This is a genomic window from Pantoea sp. Lij88, assembly GCF_030062155.1.
Lineage (GTDB): Bacteria > Pseudomonadota > Gammaproteobacteria > Enterobacterales > Enterobacteriaceae > Pantoea.
The window spans coordinates 102,704-127,219 of record NZ_CP118269.1 but is presented as its reverse complement, the minus strand read 5'-3'; the positions used below and the strand labels follow the sequence as shown (position 1 = coordinate 127,219).

The 24,516-nt window shown below is 55.4% G+C and carries 23 protein-coding genes; 18 read left to right on the top strand and 5 right to left on the bottom strand.

All coding sequences use genetic code 11. The annotated features are described in order from the left end of the window. Positions 1-114: 114 nt before the first annotated feature. The 3 genes from coaBC (at position 115) to slmA (ending at position 2,486) form a co-directional block, all read left to right on the top strand. Positions 115-1,335 carry a bifunctional phosphopantothenoylcysteine decarboxylase/phosphopantothenate--cysteine ligase CoaBC gene (gene coaBC, locus PU624_RS04430; protein ID WP_283546730.1) on the top strand — a complete coding sequence of 407 codons (1,221 nt, stop codon included), beginning with the start codon at positions 115-117 and terminating at the stop codon, positions 1,333-1,335. Next, entirely contained in the window at positions 1,313-1,771 is a 459-nt protein-coding gene (gene dut / locus PU624_RS04425) for a dUTP diphosphatase (RefSeq protein ID WP_031375149.1), read from the top strand. The genes coaBC and dut overlap by 23 nt, the downstream gene beginning before the upstream one ends. Before the next feature lie 118 nt (positions 1,772-1,889). Beyond that, positions 1,890-2,486, top strand: coding sequence for a nucleoid occlusion factor SlmA (gene slmA, locus PU624_RS04420; protein WP_010258372.1), 597 nt, complete (start codon positions 1,890-1,892; stop codon positions 2,484-2,486). A gap of 35 nt (positions 2,487-2,521) precedes the next feature. On the opposite strand, the gene pyrE is transcribed toward slmA, so the two are convergent. Continuing rightward, the gene (gene pyrE / locus PU624_RS04415; RefSeq protein ID WP_031591887.1) at positions 2,522-3,163 is read right to left on the bottom strand and encodes an orotate phosphoribosyltransferase; all 642 of its coding nucleotides are present in this window, start codon (positions 3,161-3,163) and stop codon (positions 2,522-2,524) included. Positions 3,164-3,212: 49 nt separating this feature from the next. Beyond that, on the bottom strand, positions 3,213-3,929 hold the full coding sequence (gene rph, locus PU624_RS04410; RefSeq protein ID WP_010258378.1) for a ribonuclease PH: 717 nt from the start codon (positions 3,927-3,929) through the stop codon (positions 3,213-3,215). A 150-nt stretch (positions 3,930-4,079) separates the two neighbouring features. Here rph and PU624_RS04405 point away from each other — a divergent pair, with 150 nt between their 5' ends. Beyond that, entirely contained in the window at positions 4,080-5,264 is a 1,185-nt protein-coding gene (locus PU624_RS04405) for a NupC/NupG family nucleoside CNT transporter (RefSeq protein WP_283546729.1), read from the top strand. 38 nt (positions 5,265-5,302) lie between these two features. On the opposite strand, the gene PU624_RS04400 is transcribed toward PU624_RS04405, so the two are convergent. After that, positions 5,303-5,728 carry a DUF3574 domain-containing protein gene (locus PU624_RS04400; protein WP_283546728.1) on the bottom strand — a complete coding sequence of 142 codons (426 nt, stop codon included), beginning with the start codon at positions 5,726-5,728 and terminating at the stop codon, positions 5,303-5,305. Positions 5,729-5,883: 155 nt separating this feature from the next. On the opposite strand from PU624_RS04400, the gene PU624_RS04395 reads away from it, so the two are divergent. From PU624_RS04395 to PU624_RS04365, 7 genes are all read left to right on the top strand, one after another. Further along, a complete protein-coding gene (locus PU624_RS04395; protein WP_010258384.1) occupies positions 5,884-6,747 on the top strand; it encodes a YicC/YloC family endoribonuclease in 864 nt (287 codons plus the stop codon). Positions 6,748-7,161: 414 nt separating this feature from the next. Then, positions 7,162-8,085 (top strand): kdo(2)-lipid IV(A) palmitoleoyltransferase, encoded by a 924-nt coding sequence (gene lpxP / locus PU624_RS04390; RefSeq protein ID WP_283546727.1) that lies wholly within the window; start codon positions 7,162-7,164, stop codon positions 8,083-8,085. Between the two features lie 227 nt (positions 8,086-8,312). Continuing rightward, a complete protein-coding gene (locus tag PU624_RS04385) occupies positions 8,313-9,455 on the top strand; it encodes an alanine racemase (RefSeq protein ID WP_283546726.1) in 1,143 nt (380 codons plus the stop codon). A 136-nt stretch (positions 9,456-9,591) separates the two neighbouring features. After that, positions 9,592-9,987, top strand: a complete 396-nt coding sequence (locus PU624_RS04380; protein WP_136196385.1) for a polyketide cyclase — start codon at positions 9,592-9,594, stop codon at positions 9,985-9,987. A gap of 434 nt (positions 9,988-10,421) precedes the next feature. Continuing rightward, the gene (locus PU624_RS04375; RefSeq protein WP_283546725.1) at positions 10,422-10,622 is read left to right on the top strand and encodes a hypothetical protein; all 201 of its coding nucleotides are present in this window, start codon (positions 10,422-10,424) and stop codon (positions 10,620-10,622) included. A 146-nt stretch (positions 10,623-10,768) separates the two neighbouring features. After that, positions 10,769-11,413: an oligosaccharide flippase family protein gene (locus PU624_RS04370; RefSeq protein ID WP_283546724.1), complete on the top strand. Its 645-nt coding sequence runs from the start codon at positions 10,769-10,771 to the stop codon at positions 11,411-11,413. Between the two features lie 438 nt (positions 11,414-11,851). Next, a complete protein-coding gene (locus PU624_RS04365) occupies positions 11,852-12,469 on the top strand; it encodes a trimeric intracellular cation channel family protein (protein ID WP_283546723.1) in 618 nt (205 codons plus the stop codon). Here PU624_RS04365 and ligB read toward each other — a convergent pair. Continuing rightward, positions 12,407-14,158 carry an NAD-dependent DNA ligase LigB gene (gene ligB / locus PU624_RS04360; protein WP_283546722.1) on the bottom strand — a complete coding sequence of 584 codons (1,752 nt, stop codon included), beginning with the start codon at positions 14,156-14,158 and terminating at the stop codon, positions 12,407-12,409. The genes PU624_RS04365 and ligB overlap by 63 nt on opposite strands. 239 nt (positions 14,159-14,397) lie before the next feature. Between ligB and gmk the strand changes: the two genes are divergently transcribed. The 7 genes from gmk (at position 14,398) to PU624_RS04325 (ending at position 23,532) form a co-directional block, all read left to right on the top strand. Next, positions 14,398-15,021, top strand: a complete 624-nt coding sequence (gmk, locus tag PU624_RS04355) for a guanylate kinase (RefSeq protein WP_033743562.1) — start codon at positions 14,398-14,400, stop codon at positions 15,019-15,021. Positions 15,022-15,075: 54 nt separating this feature from the next. Next, positions 15,076-15,351, top strand: a complete 276-nt coding sequence (gene rpoZ, locus PU624_RS04350) for a DNA-directed RNA polymerase subunit omega (RefSeq protein ID WP_003851346.1) — start codon at positions 15,076-15,078, stop codon at positions 15,349-15,351. A gap of 20 nt (positions 15,352-15,371) precedes the next feature. Then, the gene (gene spoT / locus PU624_RS04345) at positions 15,372-17,480 is read left to right on the top strand and encodes a bifunctional GTP diphosphokinase/guanosine-3',5'-bis pyrophosphate 3'-pyrophosphohydrolase (protein ID WP_283546721.1); all 2,109 of its coding nucleotides are present in this window, start codon (positions 15,372-15,374) and stop codon (positions 17,478-17,480) included. Positions 17,481-17,482: 2 nt separating this feature from the next. Then, positions 17,483-18,181 carry a tRNA (guanosine(18)-2'-O)-methyltransferase TrmH gene (trmH, locus tag PU624_RS04340; RefSeq protein WP_283546720.1) on the top strand — a complete coding sequence of 233 codons (699 nt, stop codon included), beginning with the start codon at positions 17,483-17,485 and terminating at the stop codon, positions 18,179-18,181. Beyond that, the gene (recG, locus tag PU624_RS04335; protein ID WP_283546719.1) at positions 18,178-20,256 is read left to right on the top strand and encodes an ATP-dependent DNA helicase RecG; all 2,079 of its coding nucleotides are present in this window, start codon (positions 18,178-18,180) and stop codon (positions 20,254-20,256) included. The genes trmH and recG overlap by 4 nt, the downstream gene beginning before the upstream one ends. Before the next feature lie 104 nt (positions 20,257-20,360). Next, entirely contained in the window at positions 20,361-21,734 is a 1,374-nt protein-coding gene (locus tag PU624_RS04330) for a uracil-xanthine permease family protein (protein ID WP_283546718.1), read from the top strand. A 118-nt stretch (positions 21,735-21,852) separates the two neighbouring features. Beyond that, positions 21,853-23,532, top strand: coding sequence for an AsmA family protein (locus PU624_RS04325; RefSeq protein ID WP_283546717.1), 1,680 nt, complete (start codon positions 21,853-21,855; stop codon positions 23,530-23,532). Between the two features lie 33 nt (positions 23,533-23,565). Here PU624_RS04325 and fabY read toward each other — a convergent pair whose 3' ends face one another. Next, positions 23,566-24,513, bottom strand: a complete 948-nt coding sequence (gene fabY, locus PU624_RS04320) for a fatty acid biosynthesis protein FabY (RefSeq protein ID WP_090967234.1) — start codon at positions 24,511-24,513, stop codon at positions 23,566-23,568. Between the last annotated feature and the right edge of the window lie 3 nt (positions 24,514-24,516).

The following is a 24,516-nucleotide window of genomic DNA, read 5'->3' as shown; positions in this document are numbered from 1 at the left end:
CAATTTACGAGACGGCTCGCAAACGCAGTCGGTGAAAAGGCGCATCCGCGCTTTTGTGATAAAGTCCGTGCATTCGCCGCCGCGAGCGGCAGAGAGCTTAGTGAGGCCAACATCATGATGGGATTAGCCGGCAAAAAAATTCTTCTGGGCGTGAGCGGCGGTATCGCTGCTTATAAAGCACCTGAGCTGGTGCGCCGCCTGCGCGATCGCGGTGCTGATGTGCGCGTAATGATGACAGAGGGTGCCAAAGCGTTTATTACGCCGCTCAGCCTGCAGGCCGTCTCCGGCTATCCGGTGTTTGACGATCTGCTTGATCCGGCGGCGGAAGCGGCGATGGGGCATATTGAACTGGCAAAATGGGCTGATCTGATCGTGCTGGCACCGGCCACTGCCGACCTGATTGCCCGTGTGACTGCCGGTATGGCAAACGATCTGGTGACGACCGCGGTGTTAGCGACGGCTTCACCCGTGGCGGTGGTGCCCGCGATGAATCAGCAGATGTATCGTGCAGCGGTGACCCAGCAAAACCTGCAGACGCTCCACGCGCGAGGCGTGCTGATTTGGGGTCCTGACAGCGGCAGCCAGGCCTGTGGTGATGTCGGGCCGGGCCGGATGCTGGATCCGCTGTCGATTGTTGACCATGCGGTGCAGTGGGCCGCGCCCGTCAACGATCTGCAACATCTCAACATTATGATTACCGCCGGCCCGACCCGTGAGGCGCTGGACCCGGTGCGCTACATCACAAATCACAGCTCCGGCAAAATGGGCTTTGCTATTGCCGCTGCAGCCGCCAGACGCGGCGCACAGGTGACGCTGGTCAGCGGCCCGGTCACCCTGGCTGCACCAGCGGGAGTGCGACGCGTTGATGTTACCAGCGCGCTGGAGATGCAGGCTGCTGTGATGAGCGAGATAGACAAACAACATATTTTCATTGCAAGCGCAGCCGTGGCAGACTACCGGGCAGCCGATATTGCGGCCGATAAAATCAAGAAACAGGGCGGCGATGATAACGTCACGCTGAACCTGGTAAAGAATCCCGATATTGTTGCCGGCGTCGCTGCACTTCAGGAAAACCGGCCATTCGTTGTTGGATTTGCTGCTGAAACACAGAATGTGGAAGAATACGCCCGGCAAAAACGGGTGCGCAAGAATCTGGATCTGATCTGCGCTAACGACGTCGCTAAAGCCGGACAGGGGTTTAATAGCGACACCAATGCTCTTCACCTTTTTTGGCAGGATGGAGAAAAACGCTTACCGCTCAGCGATAAGTCTCTCCTTGGCCAACAATTAATAGACGAGATTGTCAGCCGTTATGATGAAAAAAATAGACGTTAAAATCCTGGATGCGCGTGTCGGCAAAGAATTTCCACTGCCGACCTACGCCACTTCAGGTTCCGCTGGGTTAGATTTACGCGCCTGCATTGATGATGTTCTCGACATCGCACCAGGTACCACGACGCTGGTTCCAACCGGCCTGGCGATTCATATCGCCGACCCCGATCTGGCCGCGGTGATCCTGCCGCGCTCAGGCCTTGGCCACAAACATGGCATCGTGCTGGGCAACCTGGTGGGTCTGATTGACTCTGACTATCAGGGACAGCTGATGGTATCGGTCTGGAATCGCGGTCAGGAAAGTTTCTCGCTGCAGCCCGGCGATCGCATGGCACAACTGGTGTTTGTACCGGTGGTGCAGGCGGAATTTAACCTGGTCGAAGATTTCGACGCCAGCCTGCGCGGCGAAGGCGGCTTCGGCCACTCCGGTCGCCAGTAACCCGCATTACCGACTTTCACTTACGCCCGTTATTTTTCCTCATCGCCGCAGGACGCGTTCCTGTGGCAGATGCGTAGGTGTTGCCTGTTTTAGGTGAATTTCAGGGGTCTTTAAGGTCATGGCAGAAAAAAAAGTCGCGAAGCGGAATCGTCGCGAAGAGATTTTGCAGGCGCTGGCGCAGATGCTGGAGTCGGGTGATGGCAGTCAGCGTATTACCACAGCCAAACTGGCAGCCACGGTGGGCGTTTCCGAAGCGGCGCTGTATCGTCACTTCCCCAGCAAGACACGAATGTTCGATAGCCTGATTGAGTTTATCGAAGACAGTCTGATTACCCGCATCAATCTGATCCTCAAGGATGAAAAAGAGACCATGACGCGTCTGCGTCTGATCGTGCAATTGATTCTGGGATTTGGTGAGCGTAATCCGGGACTGACGCGCATTCTGACCGGCCATGCTCTGATGTTTGAGCAGGACCGACTGCAGGGACGTATCAATCAGCTGTTTGAGCGGATTGAAGTGCAACTGCGACAGGTGATGCGTGAACGGAAAATGCGTGAGGGTGAAGCCTTTCAGGCTGATGAGGCGTTACTGGCAAGCCAGCTGCTGGCGTTCTGTGAAGGCTTACTGTCGCGGTATGTCCGTTCTGAGTTTCGCTTCAGCCCTACCGCAGACTTTGAGGCTCGCTGGCCGCTGATTGCCGCCCAGCTGGCGTAAAGAGTCAGAGAAGGCGGGCATTACGCCCGCCTCTGTTATATTCCGTACGCTTTCTGATAAGCACGGACCTGTGCCAGATGATCGGCCATCTCCGGCTTCTCTTCCAGCCAGGCAATCAGATCTGCCAGTGTGATAATCGCGGTCACTTTGCAGCCGTAATCACGTTCCACCTCCTGAATCGCCGACATCTCTCCACGTCCACGTTCCTGACGATCAAGCGAAACCAGCACGCCTGCCAGAGTAGCGTTATGCGCGCCGATAATATCCATCGACTCGCGAATCGCCGTGCCTGCGGTGATCACATCGTCCACCAGCATCACTTTGCCCTGCAGCGGGCTGCCTACCAGCAGGCCACCTTCACCGTGATCTTTGGCTTCTTTACGGTTGAAGCAGTAAGGCACATCGCGGTCATGATGATCCGCCAGCGCCACCGCTGTGGTGGTGGCAATCGGAATGCCTTTATAGGCCGGGCCGAACAGCAGATCGAAATCGACAGCGCCATCCACCAGCGCCTGCGCGTAGAAGCGTCCCAGCAGCGCTAAATCCCGTCCGCTGTTGAACAGACCGGCATTAAAGAAATAGGGGCTTTTACGCCCTGACTTCAAAGTGAACTCACCGAACTTCAGCACCTGCTTGTTCAGGGCGAATTCAATAAACTGACGCTGCCAGGCTTTCATTTCTCACTCCTCAAATAAAGAAAAGGCGACTCTGAGGTCGCCTGTTACATCAATTTTCCAGCGCTGCTTTCTGCGCCTGAATTAATTCCTCAATTCCGCCGCGGGCCAGCGCCAGCAGCGTCAGCAGCTCTTCATGGCTGAACGGCTCGCCTTCGGCAGTGCCCTGCACCTCGATCATACGGCCATCTTCCAGCATTACGACGTTCATGTCGGTTTCTGCGGCTGAGTCTTCAACGTACTCCAGATCGCACAGCGCTTCGCCCTTGACGATGCCCACTGAAATGGCTGCGACCATGCCCTTCATCGGGTTGGCTTTCAGCTTGCCGCTGGCGACCAGCTTATTCAGCGCATCAGCCAGTGCCACACAGGCGCCAGTGATTGAGGCGGTACGGGTGCCGCCATCGGCCTGGATCACGTCACAGTCGAGCGTGATGGTAAATTCACCCAGCGCTTTGAGATCAACCGCGGCGCGCAGTGAACGGGCAATCAGACGCTGAATCTCCAGCGTACGTCCGCCCTGCTTGCCTTTGGCGGCTTCACGCGCCATACGGCTGTGGGTCGAACGCGGCAGCATGCCATATTCGGCAGTGACCCAACCCTGACCCTGGCCTTTAAGGAAACGCGGAACCCCTTCGTCTACGGAGGCAGTGCAAAGCACTTTCGTTTCGCCGAATTCCACCAGAACGGAACCCTCTGCGTGTTTGGTGTAATTGCGGGTCAATGTGACTGGACGCACCTGTTGTGCGCTACGGCCTGCTGGACGCATGGGTATTCTCCGTCTTGCTAATGATTGGCTGCGCATTATACGGACTTCCTTGCCCGCTGTCTCTTGCGCCGGTCTGGCGCAGGCATCAGATGAAATTCCCTGCCAGCTGTGGCTAAATGCGGTTTCCTTTCTCTCTGATAAAAAAGACATATGGCCGCCATTCTTCATTTCCTGCTGGCGCTGGTGGTGATTTTCGCCCTTGCGCTGCTGGTCAGTCATGACCGTAAGCAGATTCGTCTGCGCTTTATTATTCAACTGATTGTGGTGGAAGCCGCGCTGGGTTGGTTCTTCCTTCACTCTGCCGGAGGTCTGGCGCTGGTCGGCTCGTTCGCCGGTTTCTTTGAGACGCTGCTGGGCTTTGCCGCGCAGGGCACGGAGTTCGTGTTTGGCGGAATGAGTAAGCAGGGACTGGCATTTATCTTCCTTGGCGTGCTCTGCCCGATTGTTTTTATTTCCGCGCTAATCGGCATATTGCAGCACTGGCGTATCCTGCCGCTGCTGATCCGTATTTTCGGAACGCTGCTGTCGAAGATTAATGGCATGGGCAAGCTGGAGTCGTTCAACGCCGTCAGCACACTGATTCTCGGTCAGTCGGAGAACTTCATCGCCTATAAAGGGATTCTGGGTGATATCCCGCCGCGCCGGCTCTACACCATGGCGGCGACCGCAATGTCCACTGTTTCGCTGTCGATTGTCGGTGCCTATATGTCGATGATTGAACCGAAGTATGTGGTTGCGGCACTGCTGCTTAACATGTTCAGCACCTTTATTATCCTGTCGATCATCAATCCGATGAAAAGCCAGGATGAGCAGCCTATCGAGCTGGAGAAACTGCATGAAGAGCAGAGCTTCTTTGAGATGCTGGGTGAGTACATCCTGGCCGGTTTCAAAGTTGCGATGATTATCCTGGCGATGCTGATTGGCTTTATTGCCCTGATCGCTGCCGTGAATGCGGTGTTTGCGGCGGTGTTCGGTTACAGCTTCCAGCAGTTGCTCGGCTACCTGTTCTATCCACTGGCCTGGCTGATTGGCATTCCCAAAGCGGATGCCCTGCAGGCGGCCAGCATCATGGCGACTAAGCTGGTGGCGAACGAATTTGTGGCGATGATTGAACTGCAGAAAGTTGCGGCGGGCATGAGCGCGCGTGGGCTGGGTATTCTGTCGGTGTTCCTGGTCTCTTTTGCTAACTTTGCCTCGATCGGCATTGTGGCTGGTGCAATAAAAGGCCTGAACGAGAAACAGGGCAATGTGGTTTCCCGGTTTGGCTGGAAGCTGGTCTATGGTTCAACGCTGGTGAGCCTGCTCTCGGCGGCCTTTGCCGGCCTGTTTATCTGATAATTCATCGGGCGGCAGCGCTGCCGCCCGCTTTCGCCCTAGAATCCCACACAGACCGGCGCATCTACGCGCATCACCGACTCCTGATTAAAGCGTTTCTTGTAGAGATTACGTAACGCCTCAATATCCTGATTGGTCGCGGGATCGATACCGTGGATCAGCATCAACGCTTTACTGTTCTCCCGTGCCAGCTTGCCGTTCTCGCCCATCCACTGACCTCTGGCGTCATAGACCGACAATCCTGCTTTGAAACGTGGCGTGACCTCATTATCCACGAAGTTCATCCAGTCGAGTGAACTCACCCTGCCGCCATCTGGCTTACTCATTCCAAACCACAACGTGGTCTGCATCATCATATCGCCACCCGCGCAGATAGGTTGCGGTTTAGTCGGCGGCGCGTGGCGCGTCTGGCAACCCGCCAGCAGCAGAGCCATCACAACAGGAAGGGCAATAACGCGAGACATAGATCAGTCATCCTCACAAGGGGTCAGTGGTCATCATAAGTGTCTGTCGCTAAAAGCGGAAATGGTTCGTTATTTTCCTGTGAGGCGCTTATGCCTGTTATGCGGTGGCTCGCCTCGCTATACTTCACCCATCTTTCCGCAAATGAGTACCGCTTATGATCCGCAGTATGACCGCTTATGCCCGCAGCGAAGCCAAAGGCGAATGGGGCAGCGCCGCCTGGGAGCTGCGCTCCGTTAACCAGCGTTATCTGGAAACTTACATCCGTCTGCCGGAGCAGTTTCGTGGGCTGGAGCCGGTTATCCGCGAACGCATTCGCCAGCGTCTGACGCGCGGTAAAATTGAGTGCAACCTGCGTTATGATGCCGATCCCAGCGCGCAGGGTGAGCTGATGCTCAATGAAACGCTGGCGAAACAGCTGGTGCAGGCTGCCAACTGGGTAAAAATGCAGAGCGACGAAGGCGCGATTAATCCGCTGGATATCCTGCGCTGGCCGGGTGTGATGTCTGCACAGGAGCAGGATCTGGATGCCATCAATACACAGTTATTGCAGGCACTGGATGGTGCGCTGGATGATTTTATTGCGGCACGTGAAAGTGAAGGCACTGCACTGAAAGCGATGATTGAGCAGCGTCTGGAAGGCGTTTCGCAGGAAGTCAGCAAAGTGCGCGCGCAGATGCCTGAAGTGATCAAATGGCAGCGTGAGCGCCTGGTCGCCAAACTGGAAGATGCTGAAGTCCAGCTGGAAAACAATCGCCTGGAGCAGGAACTGGTGATGATGGCGCAGCGTGTTGACGTCTCCGAAGAGCTGGATCGTCTGGATGCGCACGTTAAAGAGACCTACAACATCCTGAAAAAGAAAGAGGCCGTTGGCCGTCGTCTTGATTTCATGATGCAGGAGTTCAATCGTGAATCGAACACGCTGGCATCGAAGTCGATCAACGCAGAAATCACAACGTCAGCGATCGAACTGAAAGTGCTGATTGAACAGATGCGCGAGCAGATTCAGAATATCGAGTAACACCTGCCCGGCAGGTCAGTAATGAAGCGCCAGCGATGGCGCTTTGTTCATTTTTCAGGCAAGATACATCAGCTCATGCGGCCTTTCATGGACGTGGCTGGCCTCAACATTACGTAAAGATTAATAAATTTTCATTTCCGGACTCTTCCTGAACACCTGTCAGTCACACTTCGCATTTCAGGTCTGTCTTTTTTAATTTTCTGAATTTAAAATCATTTTTCAGTTATGAACCCTTTTTTCGTCCCCGAAGCGCTGGATCCATGAAACAGGTCAATCCTGTAGATTGTGGAGTTTCCCTTTCTTTGAAGGCACTTTTTGATAAAGTGTTGGTCGAAATCAGTACAGCTGTACCGCCTTAAGACTCATGGAAGTGCTCTTTATGCGATACATCCATCTATCCCATGAAGGTTGTTAATGAAAAACACCGGAAAATTTAGCAGGTCGCTGCTACATCCGCGTTATTGGTTTACCTGGTTTGGCCTGGGCGTGCTCTGGCTTCTGGTCCAGCTTCCCTACCCTGTTCTGATGCGTCTCGGTGCGGGTGCGGGCAAAATTTCCCGTCATTTCCTGCAGCGCCGCGAACGTATCACCCGTCGTAACATTGAACTCTGCTTTCCTGGCATCAGTGAAGAAAAAACAGAACACATGATCGCCGGGAATTTTGCCTCTTTAGGCATGGCGCTGGCTGAAACCGGTATTGCCTGGTTTTGGTCTGACCGTGCAGTGAGACGTCTGTTTAAAGTGTCAGGGTTGGATAATCTCCATGCTGCACAGAACGAAAAGCGCGGCGTGATGCTGATTGGCGTGCATTTTATGTCACTGGAACTGGGCGGCCGCATCAGCGGACTCTGCCAGCCGATGATGGCGATGTATCGTCCGCACAATAATCAGGCGATGGAGTATGTGCAGACCAAAGGTCGCATGCGCTCGAACAAAGCGATGATCGACCGCCGTGATTTGCGCGGTATGGTAAATGCGCTTAAACAGGGTGAATCGGTCTGGTTTGCGCCTGACCAGGATTACGGCCCTAAAGGCAGCACCTTTGCGCCGCTGTTTGCCGTCGAGAAAGCCGCCACTACCAACGGGACGTTTGTTCTGTCGCGTCTGGCGAAGCCAGCGATGGTGCCGATTATGCTGATTCGTAATCCTGATAATGATGGCTATCATTTGATTATCGAACCGATGCTGGAAAACTATCCTCATACGGACGAAGCTGCAGCTGCAGCTTATATGAACAAAGTGATCGAAAATCAGATTCTTCGTGCGCCCGAACAGTACCTCTGGCTGCATCGTCGATTCAAAACCCGCCCACCGGGTGAAAAATCGCTCTACGTCTGAGTGACTTTACGTCTGAGTTGACTGAAAAGCAGGCCACGCGCCTGCTTTTTTGTTTTTATCTGTTGATCCCCTGCTGCGTGATGTCCGCTTTCTCTGCCCGATGACTTTCATACTGTTTATCGCTAACGCTGTTGATCAGCACGCCTGTTCTGCGGCAGTCAGGCTGGCATCAGAGAGATAATTAAGGAATGATGCATTCTCTTACCTCCTCAATGCCGGACAACCTTATGAATATCAACGATACACAGCAGTGGCAGCGCCCGCTGATTGATGATCGCCTTACGCCTTATATTGAAGTGGATGCAGAGCGCCTGGAGCAGAACCTGCAGCAGATGCAGCGCAAAGCGAGTGCGGCAGGCGTCGCACTGCGTCCGCATATCAAAACGCATAAAAGCGTCTGGATTGCACAGCGTCAGATCGCGTCCGGCGCACAGGGTGTCACCGTCTCTAAACCCAGCGAAGGCATCAGTTTTATCCAGGGTGGCGTTCGTGATCTGCTGTTGGCTTATCCGGTCGTACAACCGCAAAGCGTGGCTGAATTGCTACGCCTCGCCGTGCTTCATCAGGTCCGGCTTACCCTGATTGCGGACAGCGTGCAGGGCGTGGCGGCGCTTGCTGATGCCTCACAGCAGCAACCGGAATGCGACCTGGCGGTGGCGATTAAAGTGGATGTCGGATTACATCGGATCGGCGTTAATCCTGATACTGACGAAGCTGTGCTGATTGCGCAGGCGCTAAAGGATAAAGGGTTACGCTTTGCCGGGTTAGTGTCGCATGCCGGTCACGCTTATGGTGCCGGTCACGCCGCAGCCATTATTGATGTCGCCCACCAGGAAACGGCATTGATGCAGCGGGTACAGGCAAAACTGCAGGCTGCGGGGTTTACTGACTGCCCTCTCTCTGTGGGTTCGACGCCGACCGCGCTGGCAGCAGAGATTGCGCCCTGCATCAATGAAATCCGGCCCGGCAACTATGCACTGCTCGATCTTACCGCCTGTCGACTCGGGTTGAGTCATGTCGATCAGCTGGCAATGAGCGTCATTACTCGCGTGGTAGCGGTGAACGATCATTTCGCGATTGTGGATGCCGGATCAAAAATGCTGAGTTCGGATAAAGGACCACACGGCACCAATGCCAGCGGCTTCGGTGTTGCAGCTGACGAAGCAGGCCACACCTATGAAGTGACGAAGTTATCTGAGGAGCACGGTTTTCTGCTTTATCAGGATCGCCGCCCGGAAGTCGGCACGTTGCTGCGTATCTTCCCGAATCACAGTTGCGCAGTAATGGCGCAGTCAGATAGCTTTGTTCTGCGCCACGCCAGTGGCCATAGCGAAGAGCATGCGGTCTCTGCGCGCGGCAATTTCATCTGAATCAGCGGCAGACAGCCTCATCTGCTGTCTGCCGTTTGTACGAAACCCTGTCAACACCACACTTCTGCTGTAACAACGTTTTAACAGGCCTGGCCCCATGCTTTAATGCGTTTTTAGCTTATCCACCGGAGGTTACATGCTCTCCTCGCGCACGCTGAGCCTGACGATTCCACGTCAGTGGTTAGATCTTTATGAAACCATCTGGAAGCCGGAATTTTTTCCAAAGTGGGCTTCCGGGCTGACGCAAAGCGCACTGGAACCCGATGGCAACCGCTGGCGTGCTAAAGGCCCGCAGGGCAATGTGAAGATTCGGTTCTCGCCACATAATCCGTTTGGCGTGATGGATCACTGGATTGATAGCGGCTCAGGCAAGGAGATCTACGTGCCGATGCGCGTGATAGCGAACGAACAGGGTGCCGAGGTGATGGTGACGGTTTATCGCCAGCCATTTACTTCAGATGAGCGATTTAAGCAGGATATTGAATGGGTTAGCAACGATCTGGAGAAACTCAACCAGCTCCTGACACAGTAAATCAATGACTTAGCTCACTTTTTTCTCTGTACTTATCGCTGGCCGTTAATGAAAAAAAATAGAAAAACTTCCAACGATAATGCATAAAGCACTTATCTGATTGCTCATCCTCATTACGCCTCTACCACCAGGCCTGCTTAAGCATTGCTGCCAGGAAAATTCCTGGCAAAATCACCCGACAGGCTGGCGATCTTCCCTGATTACAGGCCTCTTCACCTTCTGCACGAACACTTTCTCTCTGACGCATACATTAATCATCAACAATCGTTTATTACTGCCCTGCTGGGGATTTAATATTTTTCATGCATAGAGTGAAACCATTTATTTCTGCGGTCGCGTAATCAGACTTTTCTTATGGTGTTAAATTAAATAAAACAATGTATAAATCATTCCACACACAGCAATACCCATAATGATAAAGCAGTAAAAAAGTCATGGACCGCTCAACACATCCCCTGTTATCAGGAAAAGAATGCGTTGAGATTGCCGCAAGGATGCTGGCAGGAGAATATAAAACTACAACAGGATTTATTCGTGATCTGGCGGAATTCTTATTAGCTGCAGAGGATTCCGCCATGACACGAAACAAAAAATTTACCAGGGATATCTATTTTATCCGGGCATCATTTGATTAAACCCATAATAACATGGCAAGCCTGAGAAGATTTTTCAGGACTTCGGCCGGGAAAATTGCACTTATCAACGGTGTCACAGCAACCTCTCCTTGCCGTTACACAACACTTTAATTCTCACAGAGTCGATGGACTCTAACGAGTATATTATGGCAATACGTGAAAGCAGTCTTAATAGCGCAAAATGGTCTCTGCTCTCTTCAATCAAAATTATTGGCATTGGCGTACTGCAACTGTCGTTGCTGGCCCAGATTCTGCAGGCGAATGAACTGAACCTGCTGGCGATTGCCGTGATTGCTTTACTGGCTATCGATACGCTGGCCGATCGTGGCTTCTCGAATACGCTGATCCGCCGCTGTATGCTCTCTATCAACGACCTCTCCACGATCTACTGGGGTAATATGTTGATGGGTGTCGCGGTATTTGGACTGTTATTTACGGCCAGCCACCTGCTGAACAGCCTGTTTGATCAACCTCAACTGGCATTAATGCTGCAGATGGTCTCAGTGGTGTTTATTATCATCCCACAGGGCCAGCATTACCGTGCAATATTACAGCGCGAAAAACAATATACCCGTATCGCTTTTGCTGAAACCTCCTCAGTATTAGCCGGACTTGCCGTAACTTTATTTACCGTCTGGCTGACACCTTCAGTATTATGTGCGATTTGGGGTTACCTTGCGATGGCATCCATTCGCATGCTGATTTACTGCTACTATGGTCGTTCATGGTTCCAGCCGGAATACCACTTTAGCCTGAATGCATTTGCTAAAGTTCGTGCAAGAAACAAATAATAAAATAAGTCTGTATGGTGGGCTCTGAGCATCAGAAATGATGCGTTGGCGTGCTGTTAACCAGCACGCCTTTTCTTTTTATTAAATCTGTCGTTTTATTTCCCTGACTCATTCGTTTCTTTATCAGCTGCATCCCCTTTTTATCTTCTCTATAACCTGACTTTCGTCCTGCCGCTGTCTGACGGGCACGGTCGGATAATCTCCCGTCCGTCCAGGTCCGTAAAACATCAGGCCGCTGCGCATACACCCGCTGTACACTTTTTATCTCCATTTTCCACAGGTATTCACCACAGTCTCTTCGCAAAAAAGTCTTTCTATGCTGAGGACGGGGCTGGCTGGTATAAACTGCGCTAATCCCGGACGCCGATCGCCAGAAAATCTCCGTCGCCGTCTCTCAGGCAATGCCGTCACCCTGCCGCCGTTTTACTGGAGTCTGCTATGTTACTGACCGTTCTCTACATCATTGGTATTACTGCTGAGGCGATGACAGGTGCGCTGGCGGCGGGTCGCCGCAAAATGGATCTGTTCGGTGTCATTATTATCGCGTCAGTGACCGCGATTGGCGGTGGTTCGGTGCGCGACATCCTGCTGGGTCACTATCCGCTGGGCTGGGTGAAAAATCCTGAATACATCATGATTGTGGCGGCAGCGGCGGTCATCACCACTTTCCTGGCGCCTCTGATGACGCACCTGCGCAAAGTGTTCCTGGTGCTCGATGCGCTGGGACTGGTGGTCTTCTCTATTATTGGCGCACAGGTTGCGCTCGACTCAGGACACGCCATGATCATTGCCGCGATAAGCGCGGTGATTACCGGCGTCTTTGGCGGCGTACTGCGTGATATGTTCTGTAACCGCATTCCGCTGGTGTTCCAGAAGGAACTCTACGCCGGTATCGCTTTCGCCTCTGGCTGGATGTATATCCTGCTGCTGAAAACCACGCTGGCGCATGAGGCGGTGATTATCATTACCCTGCTGTTTGGCTTCTTTGCCCGCTTACTGGCGCTGCGCTTCCGCCTCGGTTTGCCGATTTTCAACTATCCCCATCCCGAGCATTGAGGAGGCAGGAATAGCCTGCTGTTGCAGAAACGCGATCAGTGCCTGCACCCGTGCATCATGAAACTGCGCAACCAGGCGCTTTGCCAGCGCCTCACCAACACCGGGTAAAGCCTGCCACCCCTTAACATCCCGCTGCATTAAGCGCTCCCACTGCTGATCGGGCAGCGACATCAGAGCCTTTCGCGGCAGTGAAACGCCTAAGGCATCCACCCAGCGTCGAAACGGCTGTTGCCGGGTGAGATTAAAACGGTGCCAGAGCTGACCCGCCCGCTGCGGAGACAGGCCCGTTGCGGCGGCAATCTGTTCCGGTGTGAGCGTCAGCCAGCCGAACAGATGCGTCATACTGCCGGTTTCCAGTAAGCGCAGCCAGGTGCCGCGCTCTACACCCGGAATGTTCAGCACCGTTTTCTGGCTGAGCCAGCGTAATTTTGCCAGTAGCTGCTTCTGGCACTCAGCGCTGAAGGTGTAGCAGGTCAGCGGCGTATAACGCGACGCGTCGGGAGGCTGAGGGTAATGCCGCTCTGCTACACGCCAGATTACCCGCTGCAGCCGGGGAATTCCCTGCCCCGCCAGACTCAGCGCGATCACATCGCCCGCCACGATATCGCTCTCCTGCCAGCGACGCAGCGACCCAACATTAACCCGCCTGACCGTCTTATCATCCAGCTGCACCGGCTGCAGATTAAGTACTGCCGCGATTTTCCCGGTGCGGCCAACAGGAAAATCGACGGAGAGTACCTCCGCGCTGACTTCAGGAGGCTGATATTTCCAGGCAACGGCCCAGGTTCCCTCTCCCGGCAGCCAGTTTTTGCCCGCAGGTCGCAGGCTCTGATGAACCACCACGCCATCCGTGACAAAGGGCAGCGCAGCATGAAACCAGCGCTCCCGCCAGCGTGCGACGTCCTCTTCATCTTTGACGCTGTGACTCCATTTTTCCGCAACGCCCAGTCCCCAGCGGCTGAGTTGCGCAAGGCGTTCCGTCATGGTGGCGGGGCCATCTGGCCAGGCCCAGATGAAAATATCGAGCGAATCCAGCAGGGGAACCCGCTGTTTACTCATCATGGCCCCGGCCACCTGTGAGCGCGCATTTTTACCGCCATCCACTGCCTGTTGATGACCGGTCATCGACAGGAATAGCTCACCCTGCAGCACCACTTCGTCGAGACGGGTCTCGATATGCAGCGGAATGGCCGGGATCCAGGCGGCTTTAGCCAGCCACTCCTCACCGCGCAATCCATCGCCACGACTTAAAAGCGAAACCAGCCTGCCGTGGCGATACACCAGTGAAACAGCAATGCCATCGACTTTTGGCTGCACCCAGAGATCGCGTCGTCCCTGCATCCAGTAAGCCAGTGCCAGCTTGTCGCGCATCTTTTTTACGCCAGTATGGGCGACCGGATGAAGGTGCTCACCCTTGCCCGGCAGTTGCGGTGTGTAAGCGGGCTGAGAAGCGCTAAAACAGCGCTGCCATTGAATCAGGCGCTGCTGCAGAGCGTCATAATCCGCGTCAGCCACCGGACTCTGCCCCTGGCGATAGTAAGCGTCATCCCAGTGTCGCAGTTGCTGTTGCAGATGGTGGATCTCTTCGATTGCCCGTGTGGGTGTCCAGACCGGACAAACGGCGCTATGCGCAGGCCACAGGACGAAACACAGAACAGCCGCAAACAGCGGCCAGCCGAATCCTTTCATACGCTTTCCTCTGATGTTTTGCGGCATTCAACATCAATGCGTTAGCGTCAGCCAGAGGCGAGGTTCGGTTGCGGAAGGGATACCGTGGCAATAAGGGGGGAATTACAGCCGTCCGACAGCCATTTGCGCGAAACTGCGCAAAAGTTGAGGGTTGCCGCTGCGCAAACGCTGCGTGGCAACGGGAAGCTGTGTATACTGTGCAGGAAATCGACTCCGCTTTTAATCAATTCAAGAAAACCATGGCTCAAGGCACGCTCTATATTGTTTCTGCTCCCAGCGGTGCAGGGAAATCCAGCCTGATTCAGGCACTGTTAAAGACCCAGCCGTTGTATGACACGCAGGTCTCTGTTTCGCACACGACGCGCGGTATGCGTCCGGGTGAAACCCATGGCGAACATTACTTTTTTGTTGAGAAACATGAATTTGAGCAGATGATCGCGGAAGATGCTTTCCTCGAACATGCCCGGGTTTTCGACAACTATTACGGGACGTCGCGCCATGCTATTGAGCAGGTGCTGGCAACCGGCGTTGACGTGTTTCTCGACATCGACTGGCAGGGTGCGCAGCAAATCCGCGCTAAAATGCCTGGCGCACGCAGCATCTTTGTTTTGCCGCCTTCGAAAGAAGAGCTCGATCGCCGTTTACGCGGTCGTGGCCAGGACAGCGAAGAGGTCATCACGCGTCGCATGGCTCAGGCAGTAGCGGAAATGAGCCACTACGCCGAGTATGACTATTTAATTGTGAATGATGATTTTGATCTGGCGCTGTCCGATCTGAAAACCATTATTCGCGCAGAACGTCTGCGTATGGCGCGTCAGAAGGCGCGTCACGATGCTTTAATCAGCAAACTGTTGGCAGTCTGAATACAGTTTCAGTATGATGCGCAGTCATTTCTTCATCTGTGGAGTAGCACACCTATGGCACGCGTAACCGTTCAGGACGCAGTAGAAAAAGTTGGTAATCGTTTTGACCTGGTGTTGGTCGCTGCACGTCGTGCACGTCAGATGCAGGTTGGCGGTAAAGATCCGCTGGTTCCGGAAGAGAACGATAAACCTACCGTTATCGCCCTGCGCGAAATCGAAGAAGGTTTGGTCACCAATCAGATTTTAGATGTGCGTGATCGTCAGGAACAGCAAGAGCAGGAAGCCGCTGAGTTACAGGCCGTTACCGCTATCGCTGAAGGTCGTCGTTAACAGCCACCTGCAGGTCGCCCTTGTATCTGTTTGAAAGTCTCAATCAACTGATTGAAAAATACTTGCCAGAGGAGCAGATCAAGCGCCTCCAGCAAGCCTACCTTGTCGCACGTGATGCCCACGAGGGACAGACACGCTCCAGCGGTGAGCCTTATATCACCCATCCGGTTGCCGTGGCCTGTATTCTGGCGGAAATGAAGCTCGACCATGAAACCCTCATGGCCGCGCTGCTGCATGACGTGATCGAAGATACGCCAGCCACTTATCAGGACATGGAACAGCTGTTCGGTAAAAGTGTGGCGGAGCTGGTCGAAGGCGTTTCCAAGCTGGATAAGCTGAAATTCCGCGACAAGAAAGAAGCGCAGGCAGAGAACTTCCGCAAGATGATTATGGCGATGGTGCAGGATATCCGCGTCATTCTCATCAAGCTGGCTGACCGCACCCACAATATGCGCACCCTCGGGTCATTACGCCCGGACAAACGTCGCCGCATCGCGCTGGAAACGTTAGAGATTTACAGTCCGCTGGCGCACCGCCTGGGTATTCATCATCTTAAAACGGAGCTGGAAGAGCTGGGTTTTGAGGCCCTCTACCCGAATCGTTATCGGGTGATTAAAGAGGTGGTGAAAGCCGCGCGTGGTAATCGTAAAGAGATGATCCAGAAGATTCTTTCTGAGATCGATGGCCGTTTGCAGGAAGCGGGCATTCCCTGCCGCGTCAGCGGTCGCGAAAAGCATCTTTACTCGATTTACCGCAAAATGACGCTGAAAGAGCAGCGTTTTCACTCGATCATGGATATCTATGCCTTTCGCGTCATCGTGAAAGATCTGGATACCTGCTATCGCGTTCTGGGCCAGATGCACAGCTTATATAAGCCGCGTCCGGGCCGCGTGAAAGATTACATCGCCATCCCCAAGGCCAACGGCTATCAATCCCTCCATACCTCCATGATCGGTCCGCACGGCGTGCCGGTTGAAGTGCAGATTCGCACCGAGGATATGGATCAGATGGCGGAAATGGGGGTCGCTGCGCACTGGGCTTACAAACAGGCGGGCGAAAGTGGCACCACCGCACAGATTCGCGCTCAGCGCTGGCTGCAAAGCCTGCTGGAGCTGCAGCAGAGTGCGGGCAGTTCGTTTGAATTTATTGAAAGCGTGAAGTCCGATCTCTTCCCGGATGAGATTTACGTCTTTACGCCTGAAGGCCGCATTGTTGAGCTGCCAACCGGCGCGACACCGGTAGACTTCGCCTATGCGGTTCACACCGATATCGGCCATGCCTGCGTCGGCGCTCGCGTTGACCGTCAGCCTTATCCGCTGTCGCAATCCCTGACCAGCGGTCAGACGATTGAGATCATTACTGCGCCAGGCGCCCGTCCTAACGCCGCCTGGCTCAACTTTGTCGTGAGCTCCAAAGCCCGCGCCAAAATTCGCCAGCTGCTGAAAAACCTCAAGCGCGAAGACTCCGTCAATCTGGGTCGCCGCCTGCTCAGCCATGCGCTGGGCGGCAGCCGTAAACTGGCTGAGATCCCGCCTGAAAATATCAGGCAGGAGCTGGATCGTATGAAGCTGACCTCGCTAGACGATCTGCTGGCGGAAATCGGTCTGGGCAATGCAATGAGCGTGGTGGTGGCGAAAAACCTGCTGCAGGCTGACAGCAACGCGATCAGCAGTAACAGCAAGCGCGGTAAACTGCCGATTAAAGGCGCCGATGGCGTGTTGATTACCTTCGCTAAATGCTGCCGACCGATTCCCGGTGACCCGATTGTGGCCCATGTCAGTCCTGGCAAAGGGCTGGTGGTGCATCATGAATCCTGCCGCAATATTCGCGGCTACCAGAAAGAGCCGGAAAAATTCATGCCGGTCGAGTGGGACAAAGTCACCGAGCAGGAGTTCGTGGCGGAAATCAAAGTCGACATGTTTAACCATCAGGGCGCGCTGGCGAACCTGACGGCGGCAATCAACACGGCCGGTTCCAATATTCAGAGCCTGAATACCGAAGAGCGCGATGGCCGTGTCTACAGCGCCTTTATCCGCCTGACCGCACGTGATCGCGTCCATCTGGCGAATATCATGCGTAAAATTCGCGTGATGCCGGATGTGATCAAAGTCCACCGTAACCGTAACTAGGCATGAACGATCAACGTTTTGCCCGGATTCAGGCGATGCTGGCACTGCGCCAGCACGACCTGACGGTCTGCATGGAGCAGGTGCATAAACCGCACAATGTTTCCGCGGTGATCCGCACGGCCGACGCCGTCGGCATCCACGAAGTGCATGCCGTCTGGCCGAGCCAGCGGATGCGCACGCAGGCGTCCGCGTCTGCCGGAAGCAACAGCTGGGTAAAAGTGGTCACCCATCCCACCATCGGCGATGCCGTAAAACAGCTTAAACAGCAGAAGATGCAGGTTCTGGCGACCCATCTCTCCGCCGATGCCGTGGATTTTCGTGAGATCGACTATACCCTTCCGACCTGCATCCTGATGGGTCAGGAAAAAACCGGCATCACCGAAGATGCCCTGGCGCTGGCCGATCGGCAGATTGTGATTCCTATGGTGGGTATGGTGCAGTCGCTGAATGTCTCGGTCGCCTGCGCGCTAATCCTCTATGAAGCCCAGCGGCAGCGTCAGAACGCCGGTCTTTACCTGCGTGATTACAGCCTGCTGGATGAAGATGAACAGCAACGTCTGCTGTTCGAAGGCGGATTCCCGGTGCTGGCGCGGGTCGCAAAACAGAAAGGTCTGCCTTATCCGCGCATCAATGCGCAGGGTGAAGTCGAGGCCGATCCCAGCTGGTGGGCAACCATGCAGTCGACCGGTAAAAGAAGATGAAAGGCCGTCTGCTGGATGCCATCCCGCTCAGTACCCTGACCGGCGTCGGTGCCAGCCAGGCAGCTAAACTGGCCAAAATTGACCTGCACACCATTCAGGATCTCCTGCTCCATCTCCCGCTACGCTACGAAGATCGCACCCAACTCTATGCCATTGATGATCTGCTGCCCGGTATCTGGGCCACCGTAGAAGGCGAAGTGCTGCACACAGATATCACCTTTGGTCGCCGCCGGATGATGGTGTGCCAGATCAGCGATGGCAGCGGTGTGCTGACGATGCGCTTCTTCAATTTCAATGCCGGGATGAAGAACAACCTGTCGCCGGGCCGCCGCGTCACCGCCTATGGTGAGATTAAGCGCGGTCAGCGTGGCGCCGAGATTATTCATCCCGAATACCGCATCCAGGGCGAACAGAGCAATGTGACGCTGGAAGAGACCTTAACGCCGGTTTATCCCACCACCGAAGGCATCCGACAGGCCACGCTGCGTAATCTCACCGACCAGGCGCTGACGCTGCTGGAAAGCTGCCCGATTGCCGAGCTGCTGCCGAAGGAACTGAGCGGCGGCTTGATCAGCCTGCCTGATGCGCTGCGCACACTGCATCGTCCGCCGCCCGATCTCCGGCTCAGCGAGCTGGAAAGTGGCCGTCATCCTGCTCAACGCAGGCTGATTCTGGAAGAGCTGCTGGCGCACAACCTCAGCATGCTGGCGGTGCGCGCCGGTGCGCAGCGCTATTACGCGTTACCGATGCCGCCGCGACACAATCTCAGTGATCAACTGCTGGCCGCGCTGCCCTTCTCGCCAACGAATGCGCAGAAACGCGTGGTGGCGGAGATAGAGAAAGATCTGGCCAATGATTTCCCGATGATGCGGCTGGTGCAGGGCGATGTCGGCTCGGGCAAAACACTGGTTGCAGCGCTCTCTGCACTGAACGTTATCGCCCATGGCAAACAGGTTGCGCTGATGGCGCCGACCGAACTGCTGGCTGAACAGCACGCCAGTAACTTCCGCCAGTGGTTTGCGCCGCTGGGCATTGAAGTAGGCTGGCTGGCCGGGAAACAGAAAGGCAAAGCCCGCCAGGCCCAGCAGGAAGCGATAGCCAGTGGTCAGGTGGCGATGGTCGTGGGCACACACGCTCTGTTTCAGGAGCAGGTACAGTTCAACGGTCTGGCGCTGGTCATTATTGATGAACAGCACCGGTTCGGGGTCCACCAGCGACTGGCCTTGTGGGAAAAAGGCGAAGAGCAGGGTTTCCATCCGCATCAGCTGATCATGACCGCCACACCCATTCCGCGCACCCTGGCGATGACCGCGTATGCCGATCTCGATACCTCAACCATCGATGAGCTGCCGCCGGGTCGAACACCGGTGACGACCGTCGCCATCCCCGATACGCGACGCGAGGAAATTGTGGCGCGGGTTGAGCATGCCTGCCGCGAAGGTCGTCAGGCCTACTGGGTCTGCACGCTGATTGAAGAGTCGGAACTGCTGGAAGCCCAGGCGGCAGAAGCCAGCTGGGAATCCCTGAAAACCGCGCTGCCCGACTTAAATATCGGACTGGTGCATGGCCGTATGAAACCCGCGGAAAAACAGGCGGTGATGCAGGCGTTTAAAGCCAATGAACTGCAGCTGCTGGTAGCGACGACCGTGATTGAGGTCGGCGTGGACGTGCCGAATGCCAGCCTGATGATTATCGAGAACCCGGAGCGGTTAGGACTGGCGCAGCTGCATCAGCTGCGTGGCCGTGTAGGTCGTGGCGCCGTGGCGTCGCACTGTGTGCTGCTCTACAAAGCGCCGCTGAGCAAGACGGCACAGAAACGTTTGCAGGTACTGCGCGACAGCAATGACGGCTTTGTGATTGCCCAGTTCGATCTGGAGATTCGCGGGCCGGGTGAACTGCTGGGTACGCGTCAGACCGGCAACGCCGAATTTAAAGTGGCCGACCTGCTGCGCGATGCAGCGATGGTGCCTGAAGTTCAGCGTGTGGCACGCCACATCCACCAGCACTATCCCGAGCAGGCCAGCGCCCTGATTGAACGCTGGCTGCCAGAGAACACCCGTTTTACCAACGTCTGAGTGATTCCCCCTGAATCGGCCTTTTTTATCCTCGCCGGGCAAACGATTGCTTTTACCCGGTGGTTGATTACAATCGCCACATTATTTTTTGGGAAGAACAGAAGATGTCCACCAATCCTCAGCCAGACCAGCCTTCCGCCACGCAAAGCGAACTGATTTATCGTCTTGAAGATCGTCCACCTCTGCCGCAAACGCTGTTTGCCGCCGGGCAGCATCTGCTGGCGATGTTTGTCGCAGTCATCACGCCAGCCATTCTGATCTGTCAGGCGCTGGGTCTGCCCGCAGAAGATACCCGGCACGTTATCAGCATGTCACTGTTTGCTTCGGGCGTGGCATCTCTGCTGCAAATCAAAACCTGGGGGCCTGTGGGCTCGGGTCTGCTGTCGATTCAGGGCACCAGCTTCAACTTCGTCACACCTTTGATTATGGGTGGGATGGCGCTGAAAAATGGTGGTGCTGACGTGCCCACCATGATGGCGGCGCTGTTTGGCACGCTGATGGTGGCTTCCTGTACCGAAATGGTGCTGTCACGCGTATTACACCTGGCCCGCCGGATCATCACGCCGCTGGTTTCCGGTATTGTGGTGATGATCATCGGCCTGTCGCTGATTCAGGTAGGTCTGACCTCGATTGGCGGCGGTTTCAGCGCGATGAACGACCATACCTTTGGCGCACCGAAAAATCTGATGCTGGCCGGTGCCGTGCTGCTGGTGATCGTGCTGCTTAACCGCCAGAAGAACGCTTACCTGCGCGTCGCCTCTCTGGTGATTGCGATGGCGGTGGGCTATCTGCTGGCCTGGGCGATGGGGATGCTGCCTGCAGCCGCTCTCCCCGCTAACCAGCCGCTGATCGTGGTACCGACCCCGCTTTATTACGGACTGGGCTTCGACTGGAATCTGCTTATCCCGCTGATGCTGGTGTTTATGGTGACCTCCCTGGAGACCATCGGCGATATCACCGCCACTTCAGATGTGTCGGAACAGCCGGTCAGCGGACCGCTCTATATGAAACGCCTGAAAGGCGGCGTGCTGGCGAACGGCCTCAACTCCTTTGTCTCCGCACTGTTTAATACCTTCCCTAACTCCTGCTTCGGTCAGAACAATGGCGTGATTCAGTTAACCGGCGTTGCCAGCCGCTACGTGGGCTTTGTTGTGGCGCTGATGCTGATTGTGCTGGGGCTGTTTCCGGCCGTCAGCGGTCTGGTGCAGATGATCCCTGAACCGGTGCTCGGTGGCGCAACGATTGTGATGTTCGGCACCATCGCCGCCTCGGGCGTTCGCATCGTGTCACGCGAGCCGCTTAACCGTCGCGCCATCATGATTATCGCGCTGTCACTGGCGGTGGGCCTGGGCGTTTCCCAGCAGCCGCTGATCCTGCAGTTTGCGCCTGACTGGCTGAAAACCCTGCTCTCTTCCGGCATTGCAGCGGGCGGCATTACCGCAATCGTGCTCAACCTGATTTTCCCGCAAGAGAAGTAAGGCCACGGGCAGGCTTCGGCCTGCCTGCTAATTATTCGGATTTACATCCAGGCTGTTGAGCTGTAACGGTAATTCAGGCATAACAACCTCTCACCGGATTTAACTCGGGAAGGATGCTATGAAATTTCTTGGAAAGTTTTTCCTCACCTTACTTTTGCTGCTGCTTTTCACCCTGGTCGTGATCTATGTACTGCTGCAGACACAGTGGGGTGCAGGCTGGTTTAGCCGTTGGGTGAGCGATAAAACCGAATGGCATCTCTCCCTGAGTAAAATTGAACACAATTTCTCCTCTCCCTCTCATATCATTCTGGATGACTTCAGCTTTGGTCACGATGGGCAGCCTGCGGTTCTGGTGGCGAAACGGGTCGATCTCGGTCTGGCGCTGATTCAGTTCAGCGATCCGCTGCATTTCAGCAGCCTGGAGCTGCGCGATGGCGAAGTGAATCTGGCTAATCTGACGCCAGACAGCGCGCTGCCGATTCAGGCCGATCGCCTGCAGCTCAACAATATGCGTATCGACAGCCCCAACAGCCCATTACCGCTGTTTGCTCAGCAGGTTAATGGCGGCATTCTGCCGTGGAAACCTACAGCCCTGGATATGCTGGGTCGCGATGCCCGCTTCCAGATGAGCGCAGGCAGCATGACGCTGAATAAGGTGCCGGGGGAGAATGTCCTGATTCAGGGCAGTGTTTCCCAGGGCCGGATGCGCTTTGACAATATTGGTGCCGACCTGGCGCGCGGCTCCATGACCGGTAACGGTGAGCGTGATGCCCAGGGCAACTGGAAAATCAATCAGCTGCGACTGAACGACATTCGTCTGCAGACCACCAGCAGCCTGAAAGATTTCCTGCATACCCTGCAGGCTGTTCCCTCAATTGCTATTACCCGACTCGACATGACCGATGCGCGCCTGCAGGGGCCTGACTGGGCGGTGACGGATCTGGATCTGACGCTAAGAAACGTTAACTGGCAGGGCGATGACTGGCAGAGTAACGATGGTTCGCTGGCGCTGAATGCCAGCAATTTCATCAACGGTGGATTCGAGCTTAATGATCCCATCGTTAATCTGGATTTCTCACCGCAGGGTCTGGCGCTGACGCAGTTCAGTTCACGCTGGGCGAACGGGGTGATTCGGGCTGACGGTGACTGGTCTCGCAGCAATAAACGCCTGACGCTGAAAAATCTGGCCGTTGCCGGACTGGAATATACCCTGCCGCAGGACTGGCGTGACCGCTGGCAGGCGACACTGCCTAAGTGGCTGGATAGCGTAGAGGTGACGCGTTTCTCCTCTAACCGTAACCTGATTATCGACATCAATCCGGCGTTTCCCTTCCAGCTGACCTCACTGGATGGTGCCGGCGAGAACCTGCTGCTGGCGCAGCAGCACCAGTGGGGGATCTGGTCGGGTAAACTCAGCCTGAATGCGGCAGAGTCGACCTTTAACCGCACCGATCTGCGTCATCCGTCGATTGCGCTGAGTGCTGACCCACAGCAGATTCAGGTTACCGAGCTGAGTGCGTTCAGTAATAAGGGGCTGCTGGAAGGGACGGCTACCGTAGGCCAGCAGCCAGCGCGTCCACTGACGCTACAACTGACCGGTCGTGCAGTACCGGTGAATATGTTGCAGAACTGGGGATGGCCCGCATTGCCATTAACCGGTGACAGTAATATGCAGCTGCAACTGAGCGGTGCATTAGCCGCAGGCCAGCCACTGCGCCCGACGGTTAATGGCACGCTGTCGGTGACCACAGACAGCCAGCAGGTGCAGCAGACCATGCAGGCAGGCCAGGTACGTTAATAACATTAAGGGCCGCAGATGCGGCCCTTATGATTAATTGATACGTGCGCCCGAACCGCCCTCTTCCAGCGGCCCATCCGGATCGGCGGGCAGGACGATATAGACCCCTTCAAACACCGCGCCACACTCATCATTGCCAAAAAGCTCGACTTCAAGCTGCACGCGCGCTTTACGTCCGCGCGCCAGACGATCGAGATCGCCGCTGAGTGAGCCGAGGTCGGCAATCGCGCCAGGCCGTCCACTGATGGGATGGCTGTAACGAATGTGCGCGTCCGCCAGAATAATGGTGCCGCCGAGATGGCGTTCGCGCAGCAGCAGCCAGATCAATCCCCAGCCGGTCAGCGTGGCCAGTGAGAACAGACTACCGGCGAACAGCGTCTGGTGTGGATTCTGATTGCCCGCTTCCGGCATGGTGGTGATAAATTTCTGGCCGGTAAACTGCAGAATACGCACACCCATTTTCTCGCTAAGCGGGATGTGATCATACCAGGCCTGCTGCAGCTGTCCGCACCAGTCGGCGCGATGCAGGATATCGTCGAGCGTAACCACCGGCTTGATCATCAGAAAGTGGCGTACCGGCGTCGTCTGTGGCGCGGTAATCTCGCCCTGGTTGATGTAGCCAAGCTTAGCGAAGAACGCGACGGCATCTTCGCGGGCGCTGCAGGTTACCCGCTTAGCCCCTTCCTGACGCGCCACGGACTCCAGGGTCATCGCCATCAGCGTACCCAGCCCTTTCCCCTGCACCGAAGGATGCACGGCCATGAAGCGGATAGCGGCCTCATTGTCGGCATTAATATAGAGACGGCCAATAGCGACCGGATCTCCCTGCTCATCAACCACCATCTGATGATGCGCCAGGGCATCCCAGGCGTCACGTTCCGACCCCTGCGGCTGACGCAGTGGTTTACGCAACATCTCCCAGCGGAACTGATAATAGATATCCAGCTCTTCCGCCGTCTGTGGCACGCGAAGGTGATACATGTA